The following is a 1161-nucleotide window of genomic DNA, read 5'->3' as shown; positions in this document are numbered from 1 at the left end:
GACCGGGGATGGGGGTGAACGCCCGCTCGGGCAGGGCGTCGAGGAGACCCCGGCTGTACGGGTGGCGGGGACCGGGCGGGCCGAAGAACGCCTCGGCGGCGGTGACTTCGACGACGCGGCCGGCGTACATGACGGCCACCCGGTCGGCGACGCGTTCGGCGGCGGCGAGGTCGTGGGTGATCATCAGCAGCGCGCGGCCGGCGCCGTCGTCGACGTGGCGGCGCAACTCGTCGACCGTGTGGTCGACCAGATCGCGGTCGAGACCGGTGGTCGGCTCGTCGGCGAGCAGCAGGGGCGCGTCGCCGGCCAGGGCGAGAGCGGTGGCGGCCCGCTGGGCGAGACCGCCGGAGAGTTCGTGCGGGTGGCGGTCCAGGTGGCCGGGAGGGAACGCCGCCCGGGCGGCGACCTGTTCGGCGGCGGCGCGCAGCGCCGCGCGGCCCCGCACGCCGGTGAGCTGGGCGACGGTCTCCTCCAGCTGGGAGCGGATCGTCCGGACCGGGGTGAGGTGGGCGGCGGGGCTCTGCGGGATCAGGCCGGCCAGGCGGCCGCGGACCTCACGGGCCAGCACGCGTTCGCCGGCGGTGAGCAGGTCCACTCCGCCGAGGCGGGCGTGGCCCGCGGTCTCGGCGTTGGCGGGCAGGAGGCCGAGGAGCGCGGAGGCCAGGACGGACTTGCCGCAGCCGCTCTCGCCGACCAGGGCCAGGCACTCGCCGGCCCGGACGTCGAAGGAGACGTCCGTGACGGCACGGACGGCGGCCCGTCCACGCGGCATGCGGAACCGCACGTGCAGGTTGCGGACGGACAGCACGACGGGGACACCCGCGGCACCGTCGCCCCCGCCGGCGGCTTCCGCGGCAGCGGCGTCCACGGCGGCGGCGCTCTTGGCGGTGGCTCGCCCGTCGGCACCCGCGTCGGTCCCGGCCACCGGAGCCGGGCCCGTGGCAGCGGCGCCCCCGGCGGCGGCATCCGCGGAGACGTCTCCAGCAGGGGGACATGCGGCAGCGGCATCCCCGCCAACCGCCGCCGCCCCCGGGGCGACACCCTCGTCGGCTGCCTCCGCGACAACGGCACCAGTGGCGGCGGGACCCTCCGCGGCGCCGGGCGCGGCGATGGCATCCGAGGCAGCGGTCGGGCCCACGGCGGCCGCGCCCGGGGCAGCGG

At 78.6% G+C, this 1161-nt stretch carries 1 protein-coding gene; it reads right to left on the bottom strand.

Annotated elements, in window-relative coordinates; genetic code table 11:
- Positions 1 to 772, bottom strand: a 772-nt coding sequence (locus ACOV8S_RS05440) for an ATP-binding cassette domain-containing protein (protein WP_448317359.1), incomplete at its 3' end; no start/stop codon positions are given.
- Positions 773 to 1161 lie beyond the last annotated feature (389 nt).

The sequence above is a fragment of the Streptomyces sp. CO7 genome (genome assembly GCF_053474865.1).
Note: the sequence above shows the minus strand (reverse complement) of the source record. Positions and strands in the feature narration are given on the sequence as shown.